This window comes from Amycolatopsis sp. NPDC034160 (assembly GCF_055575355.1).
Window position 1 is genome coordinate 348,185 of the sequence record NZ_JBVISU010000001.1, and the last position, 15,744, is coordinate 363,928.

Here is a 15,744-nt window from a genome sequence, read left to right on the forward strand (position 1 = left end):
CCTGCCGAGCCCCGCCGGTGAGTGCGTACCCTCGTAAGGTCTCCCGTATACAGCGGGGGCGTTTCGCGTGCCCACGTTGTCGTCGCTCGACGTGACGAGGCCACACGTTGGTAGGAGACACCAGAGACTGCCGTGCGTCAGCACGACACGCCAGGAACGGGTCGAACCGTTCCCGGCGGCCGAGAAACAGGAGAAGTAAGTCGTGAGCAAGGGTAAGCGCACCTTCCAGCCGAACAACCGCCGACGCGCCCGGGTCCACGGGTTCCGGCTGCGGATGCGGACCCGCGCGGGCCGGGCGATCCTGGCGGCTCGCCGTCGCAAGGGCCGCGGCGCGCTGTCCGCCTGATCCTGCCGTCGTCGAGGGACGTCGTGCTGCCGGCCGCCGCGCGTTTGCGGCGCAGTGAGGATTTCCGTGCCGTGATGCGGCGTGGGGCCAAGGCAGGCAGGCGCCGCCTCGTCGTCCATGCGTTGACCACGGACCCGCCCGACGCCGCCGAAGCGGCGCGGGCGGGTTTTGTGGTGAGCAAGGCCGTGGGCAACTCGGTGGTCCGCCACCGGGTCACCCGCCGGTTGCGGCATCTCATTTCCGCCAGGATCGGAACACTGCCGCCGGGCAGCTCGTTGGTGATACGGGCACTACCACCGGCCGCGGACGCGTCCAGCGCGGAACTCGGTTCGGACCTCGACGCGTCGTTGCGGCGCCTCGGGCTGTCCGGGCATTCCGTCGTCACCGGGAAGTCCCGCCAGGCGCGACCCCCCGACAACGGAGCTGCGGTGTAACGGCATGCGAGCCACCGAGAACGAGACCACCGAAGCGGCCCGGCCGGGTCCGGTGGCATGGGTACTGCTGCTGCCCATCAAGCTCTACCGCAAGGCGATCTCTCCTTTCCTTCCTCCGGCGTGCCGGTTCTACCCGAGCTGTAGCGCGTACGCCGTCGAGGCACTGACCCGGCACGGCGCCGGCCGCGGTAGCTATCTCGCGGCCCGGCGACTGCTGCGCTGCGGCCCGTGGACTCCGCCCGGCCGCGACCCGGTACCCGAGGTTTTCTCGTGGCGCCGCCGCCGACCCGAAACACCGATCGAGGAGTAGCTCAGTGCTCGACTTCATCTACTACCCCGTGTCCTTCATCTTGTGGTGTTGGCACAAGGTCTTCGGGCTCGTGTTCGGTGAGGCGAACGCGATCTCCTGGGTCCTTGCGATCATCTTCTTGACGGTCACCGTCCGCGGCATCATGTTCAAGCCGTTCGTGAACCAGGTCCGGTCGATGAAGAAGATGCAGGACTTCGCGCCGGAGATGAAGAAGATCCAGAAGAAGTACTCCAGCGACCGGCAGCGCCAGGCGATGGAGATGCAGAAGCTCCAGAAGGAGCATGGCGTCAACCCGCTGGGCAGCTGCCTGCCGATGCTGCTCCAGATCCCGGTCTTCATCGGTTTGAACCACGTCCTGCGGATGTTCACCATCAACCCGTACGGCGGACCGAAGACCGAGAACTACTTCTTCGACCAGGCCGGCGTCGAGTCCTACGTTCACGCGAAGCTGTTCGGGGTCAACCTCGGCGATGCCATCTACACCGGCGTCGACATGGTCAGTGGCGGTAACACGGCCGCTGGGTTCCACTGGGGCGTCGCCCCGGTCGCCATCCCGCTGATGATCATCGCGAGCATCGCCACGCACCTCACCGCGCGCCACTCGGTCCAGCGTCAGAACCCCGAGTCGGCGACTCCGCAGACCGCGATGATGAACAAGCTGACGATGTACGTGTTCCCGATCGGTGTGCTCGTCTTCGGTGCGCTCTTCCCGATCGGTCTGCTCATCTACTGGCTCGCGAACAACGGCTGGACCCTGATGCAGCAGCGGCTCGTCTACACGAAGATCGACAAGGAAGAAGAGGCCCGCAAGCAGGCCGAGAAGGAGAAGCGCGCGAACCTCGGCCCGAAGCCCGGCCAGAGGCCGACCGCGCCGCGCCCCGGCCAGAAGCCGGTCCAGCAGAAGCGGAACAAGCAGTCCTCCGGCGGTCAGGTCAAGAAGGCGGGCTCGCCTCACGGCTTCGCCCAGACCGCACCCGCCGCGGAGAAGACGGACGCCAAGGACACAGCGGCCGAGCCGTCGACGAACGGCTCGAAGGAGAACGGCGCCGACGTGCCCGGTCTCATCTCGGACTCGACTAAGAAATCAGGCCGGAAGCGTCGCTGACGCCGATCTGGGCTGGAGAGGAGACTAAGAATGGCGGAGACGATCGACACGATCGACGCCGAGGAGAACAGCGCGGCCGAGACCGAGGACGTCGCTGACGAGACCGCTCGCAAGGGAGGTGTCGACGACGACGTCCTCGTGAAAGAGGGCGACATCGCCGGCGACTACCTGGAGCGGCTGCTCGACCTTCTGGACTATGACGGCGACATCGACCTCGATGTCGAGGCGGGCCGCGCGATCGTCAGCATCGACGGTGGCGAGGATCTGGAGAAGCTGGTCGGCCCGCGCGGCACCGTGCTCGAAGCGCTGCAGGAGCTGACGCGGCTGGCGGTCCAGCAGGAGACCGGCTCGCGGAGCCGCCTGATGCTGGACGTCGCGGGCTGGCGCGCGGATCGTCGCGAGGAGCTTCGCGAGCTCGGCCGCTCCACTGCCGAGACGGTGCTCTCCTCCGGCGAGCGTGTCCGGCTGCAGCCGATGAGCCCGTTCGAGCGGAAGGTCGTGCACGACGCGGTCGCCGCAGTCGACGGGGTCAAGAGCGAGAGCGAAGGAGAGGACCCGAAGCGCCGGGTCGTCATCTTCCCCGCCTGACGATTTCTCTGAGCGAAGCGGCCCGCCGGTCATCCGGCGGGCCGCTTCCTTATATCTAGGGACGGTCGCCGGGTACCGTCGCGGTGCGAATCACACGCATGGCGTTTCACGTGAAACGCGCACGCCGTCTCCGGGACGAGTGGAGTTGTCCACAGTTGCGGTCTGTCTCCCCGTTTTGCTGTCGGCGTCATGGACAATCAGTGGAGCGCGTTTCACGTGAAACGGCGTTGAGGTTGAGGAGCAAGAGTGGGCTTGGACGGGGTCGCCGCATCGGTACGGAGTGCGGCGACGGAGGTGTTCGGAGACCGCGTCGAGCAAGCTGTCGGCTATGTCGAACTTCTGGAGCGCTACGGCGTCGAGCGCGGGCTCATCGGTCCCCGGGAGGTCGACCGGCTCTGGGAGCGACACGTTCTGAACTCCGCCGTGATCGGCGAACGAATCCCCGACGGCGCCCGCGTGGTCGACGTCGGGTCGGGCGCGGGGCTTCCGGGTGTACCGCTCGCGATCAGCCGACCGGACCTCGATATCGTTCTGCTCGAACCGATGGCTCGCCGGGTCGACTGGCTGGCTGAGGTTGCCGAGAAGCTGGAACTCCCCATCACCGTTGTCCGCGGGCGCGCGGAAGAGCGGCAGGTGCGCGAGGAGCTCGGTGACGCGGATGTCGTCACCGCCCGAGCGGTCGCCCCCTTGGCCCGGCTCGCGAGCTGGTGCCTTCCGCTGGTGCGTTCCCACGGTGCTCTGGTCGCCCTCAAAGGAGCGAGCGCTGGAGAGGAAATCGAGCGCGATCGCGCCGCTGTCCGGAAGGCCGGCGGCGGCGAGCCGGAGGTCTTCGAGTGTGGCACCAAGGTGCTCGAGGTTCCCAGCACGGTCGTCGTGATTCACCGCCTGCCTCCGAAACTGTCTCGGCCGCGCGGCAGGCGTAGCTAGTCCGGTTCCACGTGAAACAAGGCAGAACGACTCCCACGTCCACTACAGAGGAGGTTCAAGACCGGTGACTCCCCCACCGTCCGACCCCGCGAGCACTGGCCGCGAACTCGGCTGGACGCCCATCGCCGAGGAAGCCGTCCGAGCCGCCAGCGTGCTGCACCCCAAGGAGGGCGCACTCCCCCGGCCCGCCCGTCGGCGCGTGCTGACGGTCGCCAACCAGAAGGGCGGGGTCGGTAAGACGACGAGCACGGTGAACCTCGCCGCCGCACTGGCCGTCCACGGACTCAAGACGCTCGTGATCGACCTCGACCCGCAGGGCAACGCGAGCACCGCGCTGGACATCGAGCACCGTTCCGGCACGCCGTCGATCTACGAGGTGCTGATCGGTGAGGTGTCGCTCGCCGAAGCGGCAGCGCAAAGCGAGCAGTCTTCGAACCTCTACTGCGTGCCCGCGACCATCGACCTCGCCGGCGCCGAGATCGAACTCGTCTCCATGGCGTCCCGCGAGATGCGGCTCAAGGAGGCGCTCTCGGCCGAGATCCTCGACGAGATCGGCGTCGACTACGTCTTCATCGACTGCCCGCCCTCGCTCGGTCTGTTGACCGTCAACGCGATGGTCGCCGCGCAGGAGGTACTGATCCCGATCCAGTGCGAGTACTACGCGCTCGAAGGTCTAGGGCAGCTGTTGAGCAACATCGAGCTCGTCCAGAAGCACCTGAACCGCGAACTCAGCGTCTCCACGATCCTGCTCACCATGTACGACGGCCGGACGAAGCTGGCCGATCAGGTGACGAACGAGGTCCGGAATCACTTCGGGGACACTGTCCTCAAGACGGTGATCCCGCGCAGTGTGAAGGTGTCCGAGGCGCCCGGGTACGGGCAGACGGTCCTCGCGTACGACCCGGGTTCACGGGGCGCGATGAGCTACGTGGACGCGGCGAAGGAGATCGCCCAGCGTGGGGCGGAGATGAAAGAAAGGAGCGGTACGGCATGAGCGAGCGCAGAGGGGGGCTCGGGCGAGGGCTCGCCGCCCTGATCCCCACCGGTCCGCCACCGGGCTCTGCGGCCCCGGCCGAGAACGGTTCCACCGCGGTCCCCGCTCCTCCGTCCGGTCCGACCGGGCCGGACGACAAGGGCTGGTTCGCGGCCAACGGCGCGGCCGGTTCGCACGGTGGCGCGGTGGCCGGAGCGGTCTACCGCGAGGTGCCGGTCAGCCAGATCAAGCCGAACCCGAAGCAGCCGCGGCAGGTCTTCGACGAAGAGGCGCTCAACGAACTCGAGCATTCGATCCGCGCGTTCGGGCTCATGCAGCCCATCGTGGTCCGGGAGCTCGGACCCGACGAGTACGAGCTCGTCATGGGCGAGCGGCGGCTGCGCGCCTCTCAGCTGGCGGAGCTGGAGGCGATCCCGGCGATCGTCCGCCAGACCGCCGACGAGGCGATGCTGCGCGACGCTCTACTCGAGAACATCCACCGCGTTCAGCTGAACCCGCTCGAAGAGGCGGCCGCGTATCAGCAGCTGCTAGACGAGTTCGCGGTCACGCATGAGGAGCTGGCGGGCCGGATCGGACGTAGCCGCCCGGTAATCACGAACACGATCCGCTTGCTCAAACTCCCCCTCGCGGTCCAGCGACGGGTCGCAGCCGGGGTGCTTTCGGCCGGACACGCGCGGGCGCTGCTCTCTCTCGAGGATGCCGAAAGTCAGGAAGAGCTCGCCACGCGGATCGTCGCGGAGGGCATGTCGGTCCGGGCGACCGAGGAAGCCGTCACGCTCAAGAAGAGCGAGAAGCCTGCCAAGCCGAAGCCCGCTCCCCGCAAGCCGATCCAGGCGCCGGGTCTCCAGGAACTGGCGAACCGGCTTTCGGACCGGTTCGACACCCGGGTGAAGGTCGACCTCGGCCGCCGAAAGGGCCGGATCACCCTCGAATTCGGGTCGGTTGACGATCTTGAACGCATTGTCGCCCTCATGGATCAAAATCAGGCAAATCAGACATCGAAAACCGATTAGGGATCACCCCGGGCCGTTTTGTCACGGTGACGATTGCGGAGCGATGAGGACGTTGTCACGCTGAGTGCTGGGATGTTTCCCGTGAAACGGATCGATGAGGAGTTGGCGAGCGACCTTCCCTTCGTTCGCTTTCAGAGCCCGACTCGCGACAAGCGAGGCAACTTCACCGGCGTCTTCGGTCTCGTGAACGGGCTCGCCCGAGTCGGTCGCCTGACCGTCGAGCAAGAAGCTTTTCGCCGGGCGACCAACGACTGGTATGACGCGAACTTCATCAACCCGGCCCACAGCGATCCGAGCGTTTATGACGCGGCGGTGAACCCCGGCGCCGCAGCGTGGTTCAAGGTGACGGCCCGTGTCTTCATCGAGCGGGTCGACGGCTACCTCGCGATCCTGAAGGCGCACGATGTTCCGTGTGAGACCGTCCGGTCGGCGGATCCCGGGGTGGTCATCTACGAGGATGACTATCAGGTCGTGGCGGTCGCTCGGGAATGAAAAAGGGGACTCGCCCGTCCTGGGCAAGTCCCCTTCGTCCAATCCGATTCAGCTCTTGCGGGAAACCGCTCGTCCGACGAGGTCGGCGAAGACCGAGCCGAGGGTGGCGCCGCCGGCCTCGATCGCCATCGGCACCGTCGACGTCTCGGTGAGGCCCGGCGACAGGTTCACCGCGAGGAAGTAGACCGTGCCGTCTTCGGCGACCATCGCGTCGGTCCGCGAGATGTCGCGAAGCCCGAGTTGCCGGTGCGCGGCGACGGCCAACTCGCTGACCGCCTTGGCGGCGTCGTCGGAGATCCGCGCGGGGGTGAAGAAATCAGTCAGGCCGGCGGTGTAGCGAGCGGTGTAGTCGTACACGCCGCTCTCCGGCACGATCTCGACCGCGGGCAGGGTCTCAGCACCGCCTTCGCCTTCGATGACCGTCACGGCCACCTCAACGCCGTCTATGTACTTTTCGGCGAGAACGGTGTCGCCGTAAGCGAAGCAGCCGACCATCGCGGCGGGCAGGTCTGCGGCCTCCTTCACGACCTGGGTGCCCAGTGCCGAACCGCCCTGGTGGGGCTTGAGGATCAGGGGCAGGCCCAGTTTTTCGACCATCGCGTCCAGTACGGCTTGCGCGCCGAGTTCGCGGAAGATGCTGTGCGGCAGCACGACCCAGTCCGGCGTGGTGAAGCCCGAATTGGCGACCAGTGCCTTGGCCGTCGGCTTGTCCCACGCGCGGCGGCAGCCCTGCGAACTGGTGCCGACGTACGGCACGTCCAGCATCTCCAGCACCGTCTGCACCGAACCGTTCTCCCCCTCACCACCGTGAAGGGCGACGACGGCCGCGTCGGGGCGCTGGGTGCGAAGACGTTCGAGCAGGCTTGCGTCGGTGTCCCACTCTTCGACGAGGAGACCCTCCTCCCGCAGTGCGGCGGAGAGCCGGCGTCCGGAGCGGAGAGAGACATCGCGTTCGTGGGAAAGTCCGCCTGCGAGCACGGCAACGGTGCGGTCGACCACCGAGGACTCCTTTGTGTCTATGGGGACGCCCGGTCGATCAGACCGTGTCCGGAGAGGGGTTCTGCGGCCCCGAAATCGAGCGTGGGCTCACGTTACCGAAGGTACGCGCGAGGTCCATTTCGGACTCGAGCACCGCGGCGAGCCGCCGGACGCCTTCGCGGATCCGCTCGGGCGTCGGGTAGCAATAGGAAAGACGGAGCTGTCTGCTGCCGAAACCGTCGGCGTAGAAACCGGTCCCCGAGGCATAGGCGACCCGGGCGGTGACGGCCCTCGGCAGCATCGCCTTCGTGTCGACGCCTTCGGGGACGGTCATCCAGACGTAGAAACCGCCGTCGGGTTTGGTCCAGGTGCAGCCGTCCGGCATATGCTGATCGAGCGCGGACAGGATCGCGTCCCGGCGCTCCCGGTAGTTCTCGCGGAAGGTCTTGATCTGACCCATCCAGTCGTGGGTCGAGAGGTATCGCGACACGATCAACTGGTTAAGCGTCGGCGGACAAAGCGTCGCGGACTCGGCCGCGAGCACCAGTTTCTCCCGGACGGCGTGCGGTGCGAGCACCCAGCCGACCCGCAGGCCGGAGGCGAAGGTCTTCGAGAACGAGCCCAGGTACACGACGTTGTCGGGGTCGATCGAGCGGAGCGACGGGTACGTCTGGCCGCTGAAGCCGAGCAGGCCGTACGGGTTGTCTTCGACGATGAGGATGTCGTGCTCGCGGCAGATCTCCACGATCTCGGCGCGGCGTTCCACGGCCAGCGTGACACCGCCGGGGTTGTGGAAATTCGGGATCGTGTAGAGGAATTTGACCCGCTGGCCCGCCTTCTTCGTCTCGGCGAGCGCGGCGCGCAGCCCTTCGGGGACCAGCCCGTGGTCGTCCATCGCGACGTGGACGACGTTCGCCTGGTACGCGGCGAACGAGCCGAGCGCGCCGACGTACGACGGCCCTTCGGCGATGACGACATCGCCCGGGTCGCAGAACAGCCGGGTGACCATGTCGAGGCCCATCTGCGAGCCGACGGTCACGACGACGTCGTCCGGGTGGGCCTTGATGCCCTCGACGGCCATGACCTCGCAGATCTGTTCGCGCAGCGCCGGGACGCCGTGCGCGGAGCCGTACTGGAGCGCGACCAAGCCTTCTTCGGCGATGAGTTCGCCGACCTGCGTGGACAAGGTGTCCAGCGGGAGAGCGGCGAGGTTCGGCATCCCGCCGGCGAGTGATACCACCTCGGGGCGACTGGCGACCGCGAACAAAGCCCTGATCTCGGAAGCAGTCATCCCGGCCGTACGCGCGGCGTAGCGGTCGAGATGCGGGTCGAGGTTGTGTCGGCCGGCCTGTGGCCGGACAGGGCGGTTCTCGGTCATCAGGCGCTTCACCCGTGCTTCGAAGTGGACATAGTCGCTACCGACTGGTAGTTCCATCGAGTGTAACCACCCTCCCTTGTGGGGCCCTGGCCTTCCGGTGTTCATCACATCGGCCTATCCTCGGTCTGGACCCCTTCAGCGAGCCGTGCTCGGGACAGGGCTGAGTCGGGTGTCGTCGTTCAGGGAGGTTTGTCGGTGTCGCGTCGCGTCGTGGGCGTAACCCTGGACAACCTCGAACACCTGCCCAAGAGCTGCCGCCGCTGCGTGTACTGGGAGCTGGCTCCGCATCTGAAGGCGCAGGCCGAGGAATACGGCGCGACAGAGGTCGAAAAGGAAGCTTGGGTCTCCAGCGTGCTGCTGGAATGGGGCTCCTGTGGCCGGATCGTCTACAGCGACACCTTGCCCGTCGGCTTCGTGCTCTACGCGCCGCCGAACGCCGTGCCGCGTTCGCTGGCCTTCCCGACTTCCCCGCCCGGACCGGACGCTGTCCTGCTGACCGCTTTCCAGGTCCTCCCCGAATTCCAGGGCGGCGGACTCGGCCGCATGCTGGTGCAGGCCGTCGCGAAGGACCTGACCAAACGCGGTGTCCGCGCGATCGAGGCCTTCGGCGACGCCAAACCCGACGAGACCGATCCGGACGGCGGGCACAGTTGCGTGCTGCCTGCCGCGTTCCTGCAGAGCGTCGGGTTCAAAACCGTGCGGCCGCATCCGCGGTGGCCGCGGCTGCGACTGGAACTCCGGTCGGCGATCTCGTGGAAGGAAGACGTGGAGGCGGCTCTCGAACGGCTGCTCGGCCAGGTCTCCATCACCACCGCCGAGCCGAGCATGGGTCGCGCCTGAGCTTCGCCACTCCCGGAGGCTCGACTCCGGTTGCAACGAAAGCGTCCTTCATTGCGGAATTTGCTATGAAAGGTCCCTTCATTGCGCGGCTTTAGCAGAGTTTTCGGGTACGCGCAGCGGCCATCCCCCACCCTGGGGACAGCTGTGGGTAACCCGCCGAGTTATCCACAGATCCCTGATAGGAGCCGTGGAAACTCTGTGGATGGGTAGGCTGGACCTGGGGACGCCCCCCGGGAAGGGCGGGGGCTGCGCACCGCGTGGGGCTAGGGGTGGCGTCGTCCGGGGAGAGGGCACACAACGGGTTGTGCCGAGAGCGTCGGCAGGGGAATGTGCGCCCGCGTGCGGGTGTGGAGGACTGGCTACTCCGCTTTGGCGAGTTCGTGGGCCAGGACGTCGGCGAAGGTGAATGTGCCGGTCGGCTGGTCCCCTTCGCCGAGGAGGTAGAGGCGCTTCACGGCGACCAGGATGCCTTCGGCGACGACGTCGCGGAAAGCCGGGTCGGCGAGTTTGCGGCTGTCCTCCGGGTTGGTCAGGTAACCGATCTCGATCCGCACCGCCGGGCAGCGGGTACGGGTGAAGATCTCCCAGGTCTTGTAGTGCGTGCGGCAGTCGCGCATGCCAGTCCGGACGGCCAGCTCGCGCTGGATGAAGCCCGCGAGCAGCTCACCGACGGTCGAGGTGGTGCCGTTGCCGGTGCCGAAGTGGAAGCTCGCCACCCCCTGTGCCTTGGGCGAGGGGTTCTGGTCGTTGTGCAGCGAAAGGAACAGGTCGGCGCCCGCCTCGTTGGCGAACTTCGCGCGTTCACCCTCGCTGGGGCTCTGATTCGGGCCGCGCGAGATCAGCGCCTCCATACCCGTGGCCTTCATCCGGCCTTCGAGCCGTCGCGCCAGGTCCCAGGCGAGGTCCGCTTCACGCAGACCGCCGGCGACGACGCCGAGGTCTTCGCCACCGTGGCCCGGGTCGATCACGATGCGCTTGCCGCGCAGCCGGGGGCCTGCCTGGCGCACCTGCTCCTGCTCACGCAGGAAGACCGGGCGGCCGCCGCGGGCCCGCGGCGAGGAAAGACGGTGCAGTTCGCGGATGGTGGCCGGACCGCAGATGCCGTCGGCGACCAGTCGCATGTCGCGCTGGAAGGTCTTGAGCGCGCGTTCGGTCTGCGCACCGAAGTGCCCGTCCGGGCGGCCGGCGTCGAAGCCGAGCTCGGTCAGCCGCTCCTGGAGGGCGAAAACGTCATCGCCGTGTACCGGCGCCGCGAACATGTAGGCCAGCGGCCTGCTCCCCAGATGGAAGCTGGCGCCACGGAGTGCTTGGTAGGTCGCCGGGCCCACCAGTCCGTCGGTGATCAGCCCACGACGCTGCTGGAACGCCCGCACAGCGTGTTCCATAGGCGTGTCGAAGACCTCGTACTCCCCGGATTCGGTCACCGGCGGGAGCAGATCCATCGCCGCAAGCGTGGACCTGATCTCGGCGACGTCCGGCCCGGCGTCACCGCGGCGGAGTACCCGCATGCACTCCTCGCTCTTCCCTTGGGGCACCGAATCGAGCTCGATGCACGACGTGAAAACTCTGCGGGGCGAACCCCGGTGCTCTATTGTGCCCTGTGAACTCTCGGTGAGCGCGGAGGCCCGGTCGGTGCGTCAGCTCCCCGTTCGGGGAACCCGTTCGAACACCATGATGATGTTGCCGTGACGACCCGGAATACCCGCTCTGCGGAACGACGAAACCCGGAGCCTGGGCAGGCCCCGGGTTTCGGCAGGTGAAACGCCAGATCAGAGGACGTCGGCGAGGTCAGAGAGCAGCGCCGCCTTCGGCTTGGCGCCGACGATCTGCTTCACCGGCTTGCCGCCCTGGAACAGGATCAGCGTCGGGATCGACATCACCTGGTAGTCACGCGCAGTGTTCGGGTTGGCGTCGATGTCGAGCTTCGCGATGGTCAGCTTTTCGCCGTGCTCCGCCGCGATCTCGTCGAGCACCGGGGCGACCATCTTGCACGGACCGCACCACGTCGCCCAGAAGTCGACCAGGACGGGCTTCTCACTCGTCAGCACGTCGTCGACGAACGACTTGTCGGTCACCTTCACGGTGTTGCTCATGGTGTCTCCTCTGGGGTGGTGAACGGGGTGCTGTGAAGTCAGTTGGCGGAGGCGCCGTAGCCGCCGCCGACCAGCTCGGGGGTTTCCTGCGCGGCCTCGACACCGGCGTGTTCCGCCAGCCATCGTTCCGCGTCGATCGCGGCGGCGCAGCCCGAACCCGCGGCGGTGATCGCCTGCCGGTAGGTGCGGTCCACCAAGTCCCCGGCCGCGAAAACGCCGGGCAGGTTCGTGTAGGAGGTCCGGCCCTTGGTGAGCACGTACCCGTCCTCGTCGAGGTCCACCTGGCCGCGCACCAGTCCGCTGCGCGGATCGTGGCCGATCGCGACGAAGAAGCCGGTCACGTCCAGCTTCGACTCCTCGCCGGTCACTGTGTCCTTGAGCTTCAGGCCCTCGACCTTGCCGTCCCCCTCGACCTCGGTGATCTGCTTGTTGAGCGCCCACTTGATCTTCTCGTTCTCGCGGGCGCGCTCCAGCATGATCTTGGAGGCACGGAACTCCTCGCGGCGGTGGACAATCGTGACGGACTTGGCGAACTTCGTCAGGAAGGTCGCCTCCTCCATCGCGGAGTCGCCGCCGCCGGCGACCACGATGTCGTGGTCGCGGAAGAAGAAACCGTCGCAGGTGGCACAGGCCGAAACACCGCGGCCGAGCAGTTCCTGCTCACCCGGGACGTTCAGATAGCGGGCCGCGGCGCCCATCGAGAGCACGACCGCGCGGGCCGCGTAGCGCTTGCCGTTCGCGAAGACGTACTTGACGTCCCCGGTCAGCTCGACGGACTCGACGTCCTCCTGCCGCAGGTCGGCGCCGAAACGCTTGGCCTGCTCACGCATCTCTTCCATGAGGTCGGGGCCCTGGATGCCTTCGCGGAAGCCGGGGAAATTCTCGACCTCCGTCGTCGTCATCAACGCACCGCCGAACTGAGTGCCCTCGAACACCAACGGTTCGAGTTGCGCTCGTGCCGCGTAGACAGCGGCGGTGTACCCCGCAGGACCAGATCCAATGACGATCAGGTTCCTGATCTCCTCGGCAGCCACCCGTGACCTCCGCTCGTAGTGACCTGTTCACCAGGCTCAACACGATCGTAGGGGCCGGTGTTCCCAGGGTGACCGGCGCTACTTCTCCTGCCTTGCGTCGGCGACAGCAAAGGTCCCTTGCTCCCCCGCCGGGGGAGCAAGGGACCTTTACTACCGCTGCTATCGCCTGAACCGCTACTTCTGTCCGATGATCTTGTCGAAGAGGATCGCCGGGTTGCCCGGGCCGCAGTCGGCGCCGAACGCGACGATGCGGAACTGGGCGAGTTTACCTGTGGTGTAGATCACCATCACGCCATCCTTGCCCGCGACGTTCACCGGCCGGATGCCTTCCGGGCGTACGTCGGGGTCCAGTCCGGCTGCGGCGACACAGGCGTCGAGCCGTTCTTCGGTCTTCAGTGAGCCGAAGTCGCGGACGCCGATCGCCTTGCCGACGAGGGCTTCCGCTCCGCCGCCGTCTCCGCCGACCGAAGGGCCGATGGGTGCGGGCGGAGGCTGCGCGACGCCGCCCGGTGTCGTCTGCTGCGTGGTGGGCACGACGATCGCGACGGCGGCGATGGCCGCCGCGGCCACGGTCGCTATCCCGGCACCCCAGCCGATCCGCTTGTTCCGCTTCCGCCGTGCGGCCGCGAGGTCCACCACCGGGGCGACCTGCGCCTGCTGCCCTTGAGGTGCGCCTTGAAACGCAGGCGACGCCCGCATCTCGGCGGCCAGCGCCGCGTCGAGCCGGGCCGCGAATTCCGCGGGCATGGGCGCGACCGGCTCGTTCGCGAGTCCCGCGAGGTCGGCCGTGGTCGCTTCAAGTGCTTCGATGATCGCCAGTGCTTCGGGGTCGGCGTTCACCAGCGGCCACAGCTCGGCCGCCTCCCGCTCGTCCAGCACACCTGCGTGCAGGTCGGCGAGCACATCGACAGACCACGGCGGACCGACGGTCCCACCGATCCCCCTGCTCTCGTCTGTCATCGTCCCTCCCCGTCACCCGGCGTGCCCTGAGGACGCCTGGCACCCCGTTGCGGGGTAGCGCGCTCTCGTTTGCTTTCGTGAGTTGGGACGTTCGCAATCGCATCGGGGTTCCGCAGATGTCCTAGAACCTTCGCGAGCTTCCCGCGACCTCGGGCACACCTGCTCTTGACCGTGCCCTCCGCGATGCCGAGCATCTTCGCCGTCTCAGCGACGGAGTATCCCTCGACGTCGACCAACACGATCGGGGCACGTTGCTCTTCGGGAAGCTGGTCGAGGGCTTCCTTCACCACGAGGCTGGTCTCGCGCTCGGACATCGAGTCGCGGGGCGAGGCGGGCTCGTTGTACTGCCCTGTCTCGGGCAGCGGGACGGTCGGTCTGGCCTTGCCCCGCCGGATGCGGTCGAGGCACGCGTTCACGACGATGCGGTGCAACCACGTCGTGACCTGCGATTCCGCTCGGAAATTGCCCGCTGCGCGGAACGCGGAGATGAACGCGTCCTGCAGGGCGTCCGCGGCTTCTTCCGGATCCCGCACGGTGCGCAGGGCCACCGCCCACATGCGGTCTCGATGTCGCTGGACCAGTTCACTGAACGCGTGCGGGTCCCCGGCGGCATGCGCCGCAATGAGATCCGCGTCCGTGGGAGCTGCAGCTGTCACTCGTGAGAGCCTACTGACCCCTTGATCTGCGTCACCCCGCAGGCAGGAACGTCAGCTCTTTGATTTCGGTGACGAACTTGCCTTCGTCATTTTCGCCTAGCTGAGTGATCCAGATGATGAAGTACTGACCCTGCTGGGGCTGCTGCAACGCGATGGTCGATTCGCCCGCCGCGAGTTCTCCGCTGCCGACGACCTTCGTTTCGTCGAGCTTGGGGTTCTTCTTGTCGGCAGACCGGATCTCGACCTTCGAGCCGGGGCTTCCCGCGTCGATCTTGAGCTGGCTGAGGTTGACCGGATCCTTGAAGGTCATGATCAGCCCGACGCCGTCCTTGAGCACCGGGAACTGCTTGTCGTACTCGTCGGTCTTCCACGCGGTGCCCGCGTCGCCGTCGGTGGTGTTCTTGGCGCGGTTGGGACTGTCGCCCCTGCTGCCCGGGTTGAACACGGCGACAGCGGAGGGCTTCACCGCCGCGCCCACGCCGGGAGGCGCGGGTGTCGTTTGCTGAGCCGGCGGTTGCTCGCCTGGGGGCGGCGCGGCCTGCGAAGACGGCGACGCGGCGACGTTGATCTGCGGACCGCTCGATTTCGAATCGCCTTGGAACAGGTTGATCAGCATCATCCCGCCCCAGGCGAGGATCACCACGGTCGCGACGACCAGCACGGTCACGCCGAACGCGAGCTTCTTGCGCCGCGCGACGTCCTTGACCGGCTTCTTCGTCGTCCAGACCGTGCCATCCGGTTCGGCGACCGCTTCGTCTTCGCCGACGGCTTTGATCAGCTGGGTGCGTTCCTCGGCTTCGGCGACCTGGTCCAGCACGCGCAGGATGGCGGCGCTGGTGCGGATGCCGCCGTGGCCGCCGTCCTCGATGGTGCGGACGGCGAGTGAGGACAGCTCGACCGGGACCGTCGGGACCAGCGAGCGCGGCGGGATGACCCGTCCGTTCGGCGAGAGTGGCGCGGCCGGGATCGCGGCGGGACCACCGGGCAAGGCCCAGGGACCGGTCAGGAGCAGGTACAGGACCGCGCCGAGCGCCTTGACGTCGTCGCGAAGGGTCGCTTCGGGAAGCGGGCCGGGGAAGGCGAGCTTCAGCGCGCCGTCCGGGGTGAGCCGCAGTCGCTGCGGGTGGTCGAGGCCGAGGACGAGACCGTTCTGATGGGCGTGGTCGACGGCTTCCGCCAGCGCCTGCACCATCCGGGCCGCCGCGGCGGGCGCCACCGGACGTTGCGCCACCAGGTCGACCAGGTCGCTGCCCTTGGTCCATTCCGCCACGACGACACCGAGCAGACCTTCGCTCGAGGTGACGCCGCTGCCGAGACTGAGCACGTCGAGGACGCGGGCGACGCCGCCGTGGCCGAACTTCGACGCGTGCGCGGCGCGCTCCAGCGTCCGGCGCGCGAGCCTCGCGGCTTCCGCGTCCGCCGGGTCGCCGACCAGCAGCGTCAGCGCGACATCCCGCTTCAGCTGCCCATCGCGGGCACGCCAAAGATGCGCGGCGGCTCGTTCGTCCACCCCGAACTGTGCGAGCAGGCGATACCGGCCGTCACCGACGACCCGGCCAGGGGCCAGCGACCCGCTTTGGGCCCGGATGCCCACCT

At 67.5% G+C, this 15,744-nt stretch carries 18 protein-coding genes; 10 read left to right on the plus strand and 8 right to left on the minus strand.

All coding sequences use genetic code 11. The features are described from left to right. Window positions 1-202: 202 nt before the first annotated feature. The 9 genes from rpmH (at window position 203) to ACZ54P_RS01750 (ending at window position 6,209) form a co-directional block, all read left to right on the plus strand. On the plus strand, window positions 203-346 hold the full coding sequence (rpmH, locus tag ACZ54P_RS01710) for a 50S ribosomal protein L34 (RefSeq protein ID WP_005154511.1): 144 nt from the start codon (window positions 203-205) through the stop codon (window positions 344-346). Between the two features lie 23 nt (window positions 347-369). Next, window positions 370-780 carry a ribonuclease P protein component gene (gene rnpA, locus ACZ54P_RS01715; protein ID WP_465459647.1) on the plus strand — a complete coding sequence of 137 codons (411 nt, stop codon included), beginning with the start codon at window positions 370-372 and terminating at the stop codon, window positions 778-780. A 4-nt stretch (window positions 781-784) separates the two neighbouring features. After that, complete coding sequence (gene yidD / locus ACZ54P_RS01720) at window positions 785-1,090, plus strand: membrane protein insertion efficiency factor YidD (RefSeq protein ID WP_465459648.1); 306 nt, start codon at window positions 785-787, stop codon at window positions 1,088-1,090. A gap of 4 nt (window positions 1,091-1,094) precedes the next feature. Then, on the plus strand, window positions 1,095-2,195 hold the full coding sequence (gene yidC, locus ACZ54P_RS01725) for a membrane protein insertase YidC (protein WP_465459649.1): 1,101 nt from the start codon (window positions 1,095-1,097) through the stop codon (window positions 2,193-2,195). Between the two features lie 30 nt (window positions 2,196-2,225). Continuing rightward, a complete protein-coding gene (locus ACZ54P_RS01730) occupies window positions 2,226-2,783 on the plus strand; it encodes a Jag family protein (RefSeq protein WP_465459650.1) in 558 nt (185 codons plus the stop codon). A gap of 246 nt (window positions 2,784-3,029) precedes the next feature. Next, window positions 3,030-3,710 (plus strand): 16S rRNA (guanine(527)-N(7))-methyltransferase RsmG, encoded by a 681-nt coding sequence (rsmG, locus tag ACZ54P_RS01735; protein WP_465459651.1) that lies wholly within the window; start codon window positions 3,030-3,032, stop codon window positions 3,708-3,710. Between the two features lie 64 nt (window positions 3,711-3,774). Further along, window positions 3,775-4,704, plus strand: coding sequence for a ParA family protein (locus ACZ54P_RS01740; protein WP_465459652.1), 930 nt, complete (start codon window positions 3,775-3,777; stop codon window positions 4,702-4,704). After that, entirely contained in the window at window positions 4,701-5,717 is a 1,017-nt protein-coding gene (locus ACZ54P_RS01745; protein ID WP_465459653.1) for a ParB/RepB/Spo0J family partition protein, read from the plus strand. The genes ACZ54P_RS01740 and ACZ54P_RS01745 overlap by 4 nt, the downstream gene beginning before the upstream one ends. A gap of 33 nt (window positions 5,718-5,750) precedes the next feature. Beyond that, window positions 5,751-6,209, plus strand: a complete 459-nt coding sequence (locus ACZ54P_RS01750; RefSeq protein ID WP_465459654.1) for a hypothetical protein — start codon at window positions 5,751-5,753, stop codon at window positions 6,207-6,209. A gap of 48 nt (window positions 6,210-6,257) precedes the next feature. Here ACZ54P_RS01750 and ACZ54P_RS01755 read toward each other — a convergent pair whose 3' ends face one another. Both ACZ54P_RS01755 and ACZ54P_RS01760 read right to left on the minus strand, forming a co-directional pair. Then, window positions 6,258-7,208 carry a D-alanine--D-alanine ligase family protein gene (locus ACZ54P_RS01755; protein ID WP_465459655.1) on the minus strand — a complete coding sequence of 317 codons (951 nt, stop codon included), beginning with the start codon at window positions 7,206-7,208 and terminating at the stop codon, window positions 6,258-6,260. Between the two features lie 37 nt (window positions 7,209-7,245). Further along, the gene (locus ACZ54P_RS01760; RefSeq protein ID WP_465460207.1) at window positions 7,246-8,565 is read right to left on the minus strand and encodes an aminotransferase-like domain-containing protein; all 1,320 of its coding nucleotides are present in this window, start codon (window positions 8,563-8,565) and stop codon (window positions 7,246-7,248) included. Between the two features lie 195 nt (window positions 8,566-8,760). Here ACZ54P_RS01760 and ACZ54P_RS01765 point away from each other — a divergent pair, with 195 nt between their 5' ends. Continuing rightward, a complete protein-coding gene (locus ACZ54P_RS01765) occupies window positions 8,761-9,405 on the plus strand; it encodes a GNAT family N-acetyltransferase (protein ID WP_465459656.1) in 645 nt (214 codons plus the stop codon). Window positions 9,406-9,764: 359 nt separating this feature from the next. On the opposite strand, the gene ACZ54P_RS01770 is transcribed toward ACZ54P_RS01765, so the two are convergent. The 6 genes from ACZ54P_RS01770 to ACZ54P_RS01795 all read right to left on the minus strand — a co-directional run bounded on the left by ACZ54P_RS01770 (window position 9,765) and on the right by ACZ54P_RS01795 (window position 15,742). Then, a complete protein-coding gene (locus ACZ54P_RS01770; RefSeq protein ID WP_465459657.1) occupies window positions 9,765-10,913 on the minus strand; it encodes an N-acetylmuramoyl-L-alanine amidase in 1,149 nt (382 codons plus the stop codon). A gap of 261 nt (window positions 10,914-11,174) precedes the next feature. Continuing rightward, window positions 11,175-11,498, minus strand: a complete 324-nt coding sequence (gene trxA / locus ACZ54P_RS01775; RefSeq protein ID WP_061981640.1) for a thioredoxin — start codon at window positions 11,496-11,498, stop codon at window positions 11,175-11,177. Window positions 11,499-11,536: 38 nt separating this feature from the next. Further along, a complete protein-coding gene (gene trxB / locus ACZ54P_RS01780; RefSeq protein WP_465459658.1) occupies window positions 11,537-12,532 on the minus strand; it encodes a thioredoxin-disulfide reductase in 996 nt (331 codons plus the stop codon). A 174-nt stretch (window positions 12,533-12,706) separates the two neighbouring features. After that, window positions 12,707-13,492, minus strand: coding sequence for a hypothetical protein (locus ACZ54P_RS01785; RefSeq protein WP_465459659.1), 786 nt, complete (start codon window positions 13,490-13,492; stop codon window positions 12,707-12,709). Further along, the gene (gene sigM / locus ACZ54P_RS01790; RefSeq protein WP_465459660.1) at window positions 13,489-14,148 is read right to left on the minus strand and encodes an RNA polymerase sigma factor SigM; all 660 of its coding nucleotides are present in this window, start codon (window positions 14,146-14,148) and stop codon (window positions 13,489-13,491) included. Before sigM ends, ACZ54P_RS01785 begins: the two co-directional genes overlap by 4 nt. Before the next feature lie 31 nt (window positions 14,149-14,179). Further along, window positions 14,180-15,742: a protein kinase family protein gene (locus ACZ54P_RS01795; protein WP_465460208.1), complete on the minus strand. Its 1,563-nt coding sequence runs from the start codon at window positions 15,740-15,742 to the stop codon at window positions 14,180-14,182. Window positions 15,743-15,744 lie beyond the last annotated feature (2 nt).